Annotated in this window: 3 protein-coding genes; 2 read left to right on the top strand and 1 reads right to left on the bottom strand. The window is 68.0% G+C overall.

Annotation, left to right across the window (positions count from 1 at the left end; translation table 11 throughout):
• The first annotated feature begins 1414 nt into the window (after window positions 1–1414).
• Both ACFY5C_RS41140 and ACFY5C_RS41135 read left to right on the top strand, forming a co-directional pair.
• Window positions 1415–1855 (top strand): hypothetical protein, encoded by a 441-nt coding sequence (locus tag ACFY5C_RS41140; protein WP_389455190.1) that lies wholly within the window; start codon window positions 1415–1417, stop codon window positions 1853–1855.
• Window positions 1856–1874: 19 nt separating this feature from the next.
• Window positions 1875–4961, top strand: coding sequence for a tetratricopeptide repeat protein (locus tag ACFY5C_RS41135; RefSeq protein ID WP_389455188.1), 3087 nt, complete (start codon window positions 1875–1877; stop codon window positions 4959–4961).
• A gap of 659 nt (window positions 4962–5620) precedes the next feature.
• Here ACFY5C_RS41135 and ACFY5C_RS41130 read toward each other — a convergent pair.
• A complete protein-coding gene (locus tag ACFY5C_RS41130; RefSeq protein WP_389455186.1) occupies window positions 5621–6259 on the bottom strand; it encodes a TraR/DksA C4-type zinc finger protein in 639 nt (212 codons plus the stop codon).
• Window positions 6260–7513: the final 1254 nt, after the last annotated feature.

Raw genomic sequence — 7513 nt, 5'->3', positions numbered from 1 at the left:
GCCTGACACCTACCGCGCCATCGCCAGCCTCGTATCCGACCGCACCCGCAACGTCTGAGATCAGGCCACGACCACCCCAAACACGCCCCACCCGCAATCACGCACCAACTCGTAAGAAGGCTTCCGCTTTCCGAACGTGATCCTCAGATTCGGGCTGGTGGCGTATGAACTGCTCTTTCTGGCGGGCGACTCTGCTCGTCCCGTTCTCGGAGGTGGTCACGCCGTCGGTGCTCGGTCTGCTGGAGGCCCTGGAAAGAAGGTTCGCGAAAAGGTGGCCCGGTTAGAGGAGGAGGCTGAGCGGGCGAGCTCGGGGCGGCTCACGCGGCGCTGTCGCAGCTGGCCAACGCTCGGGTCACGGTCGCGGAGGTTCTGTCCGGGGTACCAGCAGATCCTGTCGGAGCTCGCTGGGCCGCAGGCGGCTGAGGGGATGCGGGTGAACCCGATTCCGCCTGTGGGCGGAGGCCAGGCGATTTCTTGGTGCTTCAGGCTGATATGGCGGGCTGAGCTTGTTCCTTATCTTCCGTCCGTGTCGTAAGGCGGGGACGGAAGATTCCAGACGTCGTCTGACCGGCTGACGATCTTTCGAAGTTCTCGCGCGCTTCGTGGCGATATGGCCTGCATCACGGTTTTGAGGAGGGCTCGGGCTTCGAGAGGGTTGCCGCAGCAGTACCAGTGCACGTTGCCCCACTCGTAGTCATGCCACAGATCACGCTCAGGCTGGTGGACGTAGTCCTTCCACAGGCCCACAGCCGCGCTGACGTCGCCTGGCTGAAGATAGTTGCGGGTGCGCTCGAGACGGATGATCTCGGACAGTGCACGCGAAGACAGGCCGTCGATGACTGGCCTCGCACCTGTTGTCCAGTGGCTGCCGCAGGCGCCGGCACGGATCTGTCCTGGCCGTCTACGCGGCATGGACCTTTCGGTTCGTCGTCATGCGGTACATGGTGTCACGGTCTCAAATGGCGTCTCGAACGGCTTTGCTCGCAAGGGGGTCAGTCTCGCGTCATTCCCGATCTGGGTAAGATCCGTTTGAAGACGGACCCTAGCAGCCCGGGCAGGTACTCACGGAAACCCCGGCGCTGCGCCAGACTGAAGAAGAGGTCGTCGAACCGGGCCGCATACTCCTCCAACGGCCCTGGCGCGGGCGGACACGGACCGCGCGCGGTCATCTTCAACCTCCAGCAAGGCAGTTGACTCCTACCACCGGCCTACGGCCACCCCGACCTGCCGTCGACCCACACCACCGCCGTATCTAACGAACTACCAGTAGTGTCCGCCGCAATTCGTGGAGCACGAGACGGGAACCGGGCGGCCGTGGCTGAGCGTGTATTCGCAAAGACACTGTGTATGCGCCGCTCGAGCGCTACGGTCTCAGACTGACCGGGCATGCAAGGCTGGCAGCAAGGGGGAAACAATGCTGGCTGAGGCGATGACGGTATTGGCCGCAGCAGGGGGCAGTGCAGTAGTGCAGGCGGCGGGCACTGATGCGTGGGAAGGCTTGCGCAGCCGCCTGGCACGGTGGTTCGGCCGCGGGGACACCGCACGCGAACACAGTGAGCTGGAGCGGCTGGACCACAGCGCCGCCGAACTCGAAGCCGCCGACACCACCGTCGCCGACCAGGTCAGGACGCGGCAGGAGACCGCGTGGACCACCCGCATCGAAACCCTCCTGGAGCAGCTGGACGAACAGCAGCGCGCCGCGGCCACCGCCGAACTGCAGCAGTTGTTGAAGCAGGCCGCACCCCAACTTTCTACCGGAGGCGGGCTCGTGTTGGGTAACACGTTCAATGGCCCCACCGCCGTCCAGGCCGGTAACCACAACCGCCAGGACGTCCGCTTCGGCATCCAGCCGTGACGACCCTGTCGTCCGCCTGATGAACGACGACCGGGTACACAACAACACCTTCCACGGCCCCGCCGTCGTCCAGGCTGGCGAGCACGGCAACCAGAACGTTCAGTTTGTCTATCAGTGGAAGCCCGCCTACCGGATTGAGGATTTCCCCACCATTGCGCGGCCGGTGCCCGCCCGCATGCTGGCTGAGCAGCCCTCCCGGCTGCTGCGGGCAGTACACCAGGTGGTGCCCTTCACCGGCCGCCATCGTGACCTCGACGAGCTGGCCCGCTGGCGTGACGATCCGGTGGAGAGGCTGTCGATCCGACTGGTGCACGGTCCCGGCGGGCAGGGCAAGACCCGCCTGGCCGCCCACTTCGCCGACCTGAGCGGTGAGGCGGGGTGGACGGTGTGGCAGGCGGCCGTCAACGAGGCCGGTGCCGACCCCATCGCCACCAGCTCGCTGCCTGACGCCGGCGCCGGGATTCTATTGGTAGCCGACTATGCCGAGCGTTGGCCCGCAATGGACCTGCGCAAACTCCTGCAGGAGCCGCTCGTGCACCGCACTGGTGTTCCGGTGCGCATCCTGCTGCTGGCTCGGCCAGCTGGAGTCTGGTGGGAGAGCCTGGATACCTGGATTGGCGACACCCTCGACGCCCCCGCCGAACTCCACCCGCTGCTGCCCCTGGCCGATGACCCACAGACACGAGCCGCGCTGTTCCGCCAAGCCCGAGACCACTTCGCCGACCATCTCCGCCTGCCCTCCGACCAGGCCGACCACATCGGTCCTCCCTTGGGCGTGGACAGCGACAAGGACTATGCCCAGATCCTGACCATCCATATCGCCGCCCTGGCCGCCGTCGACGCTCACCTGCACAACGACCCTGCCCCCGTCAGCCCAGCCCGGGCCTCCGCCTACCTCCTCAAACGCGAACGTGCTCACTGGAGCGCCCTGCACCAGCGCTCATCCCAACCGCTGTCCACCACCCCGGAGGCAATGGGTCGCACCGTGCTGACCGCTACCCTCACTCGCCCCCTGGCCCGCACTCACGGCTGGGCCGCCCTCGCTCAGGCCGGCCTTGCCGACTCCACCGATGCCGCCAACGCCCTCCTGGACGACCACCGGTACTGCTACCCCCCACCTCACGCCGACCCTGCCCGTGCCGTCACTGTGCTCGAACCTCTCTATCCCGACCGCCTCGGCGAAGACTTCATCGGCCTGACCACCCCGGCTGACCCCAACACCCCCGGCACCCCGCACCCGCTGCCCGGGGCGATCACCGATGACTGGGCCCACCAGGCCGCCGAACGCCTCATCCTCGGCCACACCAACACCGCCGCACCTGCACCATGGACTCGCGACGCCCTGACCGTACTGATCGAAACTGCCCGCCGCTGGCCCCACGTCGCCATCGGCCAGCTATTTCCCCTGCTGAAGAAGCACCCCGAACTTGCCATCCAGGCTGGCGGCATCGCCCTGGCGACCTTGGCCGGGCTCGACACTTTGGACATCACGGTCCTGGAAGCGATCGAACCCCACCTACCCCCTGACCGGCACACCGACCTCGACGTCGGCATAGCCGCCCTCACGGTCCGCCTAGCCCAACATCGACTCGCCACGACCGAAGACCCCGCAGAACACGCACGCACCCACGACGAACTCGCCAGACGCCAATCCAACGCCGGACTACGCCAGGACGCCGTCACCGCCGGACAAACGGCGGCGCGCTCCTGGCACACCCTGACCCGCACCGACCCCACTCACAAACCCGACCTCGCCCACTCACTGAGCAACCTCGGTACCTTCCTTTCAGATGTGGGGCGGAGGCAGGAAGCCCTCACCGTGACTAAGCAAGCGGTGGAGATTCGGCGTCGCCTGGCCTGGGTCAACCCCGCCGCATTCGAGCCCGGTCTGGCCACCTCGCTGACGAATCTCGGCGCTCAGCAATCGAAGGTGGGGCGGTGGAATGAAGCCCTCGCCGTGACGACGGAGGCGGTGAAGGTCTACCGACGGCTGGCGGCGAGCAACCCGGCCGCCCACGAGTCTGACTTGGCCACCTCGCTGTCCAACCTCGGCGCCTTCCTGTCGGTGGAAGGGCAGCGGAAGGAAGCACTCGCCCCCACAGAAGAAGCGGTGGAGATCCGGCGCAGGCTGGCGGCGGGCAACCCGGCCGCCCACGAGCCCGACCTCGCCCACTCGCTGACCAACCTCGGCGCCCGCCTCTCGGAGAACGGGCGGTGGGAGGAAGCACTCATTTCCGAGATGGAGGCGGTGGAGATCCGGCGCAGGCTGGCGGCGGGCAACCCGACCGCCTACGAGCCCGACCTCGCCCACTCGCTGACCAACCTCGGCAACCGGCTGTCGGAGGTGGGGCGGGGGGAGGAGGCCGTCGCCGTGACGAGGGAAGCGGTGGAGGCCCACCGTCGGCTGGCGGCGAGCAACCCGGCCGCCCACGAGTCTGACTTGGCCACCTCGCTGTCCAACCTCGGCGCCAGCCTGTTGGAGGTGGGGCGGGGGGAGGAGGCCGTCGCCGTGACGAGGGAAGCGGTGGAGGCCCACCGTCGGCTGGCAGCGAGCAACCCGGCCGCCCACGAGCCCGTGCTCGCCCGCTCGCTGTACAACCTCGGCCTCATCCTGTCGGAGTTAGGGCGGCGGGACGAAGCCCTCGCCCCGGCAGAGGAGGCGGTGGAGATCCGGCGCAGGCTGGCGGCGGGCAACCCGGCCGCCCACGCGTTCGATCTTGCTCGCTCACTGAACAACTTCGGCAACTTTCTTGCAGGAGTGGGGCGTCGGCAGGAAGCGCTCACCGTGACGAGGCAGGCGGTGGAGATCTTCCGGCGGCTGGCGGCGGGCAACCGGGCAGCCTACGAGCCCGACCTCGCCACCTCGCTGATCAATCTCGGCTCGTGGATGAGGGAGGTGGGGCGGCCGCTAGAAGCCTTCACCGCGGCGAGAGAGGCGGTGGAGATCTGCCGCCCGCTCGTCGCTGATGAACCCGCGCAGTTTCTCATTCCGCTGTGCAATGGGCTGGCCCTTCAGGGCAAGCTCTTTATTGACGCCGGGTGGGTGCGCGAGGCGAGCGAGATCCAGCGCTGGCTCGCCGACAACGATCCCCGGCCAGGCCGATAGACCGCTTTGCCGCAGGGCCAACCCCGGGGCTGCCCCGCTCCCCGGCAGGACGAGAGGGTCTTCACCTGGCTGACGGCACGCTCCGGGCACCCCGCACCCCTACACGGTGGGGTTGGCGGGGAAGAACTCGGGACGTTGTCCGGTGCCGCTGAACGTGATGACGCGGGCATGGGCGGTTTGGTGAGCGTTCCTGCAGCGTTGGTCCACTCGTGTAAGCGGTGTCCGGCCGGAAGCCCGGGGTCCGCGTCGGTGGTGGCGGTGCGGGCGGTGCCGTCGGGTGCGGTGTAGCGGACCTTGACTGGGTACGGGGTTTCTCTGGCTTCTGCTGAGCCGGGCTCTGGGTGCTCTGGCGCCTCGTTGAGGAGCGCGGCCGTGGTGTGACGTCCGGTGCGGGCCTGTTGCTTTGCGGTGGCCGTGAGCGTGCCGTACACAGCGGTGCTGACCGCCCACGTGGCCAGGGGCCGGTGATCGCCACTGTGATGGCGAGGATTAGGCCGATCCATGCCTGGAGCAGGTCGCTTGGGCGGCGCAGCGGGTTGCTCCGTCACCGCCACCAGCGGACGGTGCGGATCGGCGGCGGCTGAGCTCGCGGAATCGGGTCGGGCACGTCGCCTGCAGCCACGAGAACGGAGCTGCCGGACCGCTTGGGGGCAGCTCCATCAGGGGGTGGGGTGCAAAGGGGGTCCCAGAGAGGGGTGGTGCTGGGCGGAGCGTAGGGCGTCGGCGGCGGTGTGCGGCTGGGTCGCCGGCTGTACCGGGGCGTGCTGCTGCGCAGACAGCTGGGAGACCAACTCCGGGCGCAGTGCCCCGCCCCCGGCGAGCAGCGGCCCGCGGTCGAGAGCATCGACGAACTGCGGCAGCGGATCGTCGCGCATCATGGTGGTGACCAGGGCGGTGATGGCAGTGACCAGATCCGCCCGGCTGCTGTCCTCCAGGGCGCGGGTGCCCATGGCTTCCCGCCGGGCGGTCATGATCTCGCCGTCAGCCAGCAGCGCCACCTCGGTCAGGTGGAAGCCGACGTCGATTACGAGCGGCGGACGAAACGGGTCAGCGCCGGTGCCCAGGGCGATGGCCATGACGCTGTCGAGCGCTAGCACGGTACGCGGGCGCAGCACCTGAAGGACGCCTACTGCGATTGTGCACCGCGCGTATGGCAGGATCTCCAGCCGCTCCACCGGGATGGACCTGCCGCACCCCTGGCATATGCCGTACGTGCCCTGCTGCAGCCGGGCGAAGACGGCGTCGATCTCCTTTAGCGCCTGTTCGAATCGCTGCCCTCTGCATGACCTGCAGATCATCGGCCTGCGGAGCGCCGCCACAGGCTTCGTCGACGGCCTGCAGCTGGGCGAGGCGGGCTCCGCGCTCGTGCTCCAGACGCTGGCGGGTGCCTCAGACGCACTCAGGCGTTCGAGAGCAGAACCGATGCGGGCAGCGGAGTCCAGCGACATCACGAAACAGTCCCGTCCCACATCAGCCGAGCAGGGCTGTGGGCAGCAGGCCTGCATCCTCGGTTGTTGGAGTGGGGGGCTGGTTGTGACAGGGGGGTTGTAGTCCGTGTGGTGGGGGGCGTCGTCTTGTGTGGGTTGTCCCTTTGGCGTGGGTGGCAGTCGTCGGAGGGAGGCCGTCGTGTCGGATGGGGTGATGGGTCCGCTGGGTACACAGATGCGGGAGGTCACGTTCCCGGACCGGTCCCGCGGGATCATTCTGGTGCGGGCGGGGACCCCGTAGGACGTGGCCGATGGGATGGTCGCACGCGTCTGGGCCGAGCTGCGCAAAGGTTAGAGGCGCCGGGAGGCGCAGGGCTGCGGTCGTGCACGGCACGTCGGTGCTTTCCGGGTGCGCTGTCAGGTCCGGGGTGCGGGTGGCGCCTGCGTGGCGCTGGGCGTGGGTGACGGGCTCCGAGACGACCAGGGGCCACGGTGTCGGCCCCGGCCGGATGAACAGGACCCTCGGTGAAGGCCCGGGCGCTCTCGCGTGTGCCGGCGGGGTGGTGGAGCGGGCGGGAGCGACGTCGATGCCCATCGGGTCCATCAGGTCAGCCAGGTCAGCCAGGTCACCGGTCACCCCGGTCTCTGGATCGTCCGATGCGTTTTCGTGCGGGTGTTTGAGCTCCTGCCGGTGGCCGCTACCAGGCTGACGGTCTTGTGCTCACTCTCGTCTCTGTTCGAGGTGGATTACCTCCTCGTCGAACATGCGCAAATCTATGTTGACTGGAGTAGACATTGGGTAGCGGTGTGGTTATGGTTTCTCTCGTAGCCGAGATCAACGGGGCCTGGCAGAGATGAACTGCCGGCCGGCAGTAACGCAGTTGCAGTTCGCAGGGCGGTGCGGTGGTGGAGTACCGAAGCCAGGGTGGTTGCAGGATGGCGACGGGACTGACGACCGGACCGGGCGGCCCGCAGTGATCAGGGGCCGCCGTGAGCAGGACCGCTGTTGACGCGGTAGCAGTACCCGTAGGTGCAGTTCGCAGTATCCAGCAGTGAAGTCAGTGAGCAGCACCTCGGTGAAGGCGTCGGCTGCGGACGCGCGCACCGGGAAGTTCGGCAGTGGGG

It is taken from the genome of Streptomyces sp. NPDC012935, assembly GCF_042900345.1.
Classification (GTDB): domain Bacteria; phylum Actinomycetota; class Actinomycetes; order Streptomycetales; family Streptomycetaceae; genus Streptomyces.
The sequence above is the reverse complement of the archived record's forward strand: the minus strand, read 5'-3'. Positions and strand labels throughout refer to the sequence as shown.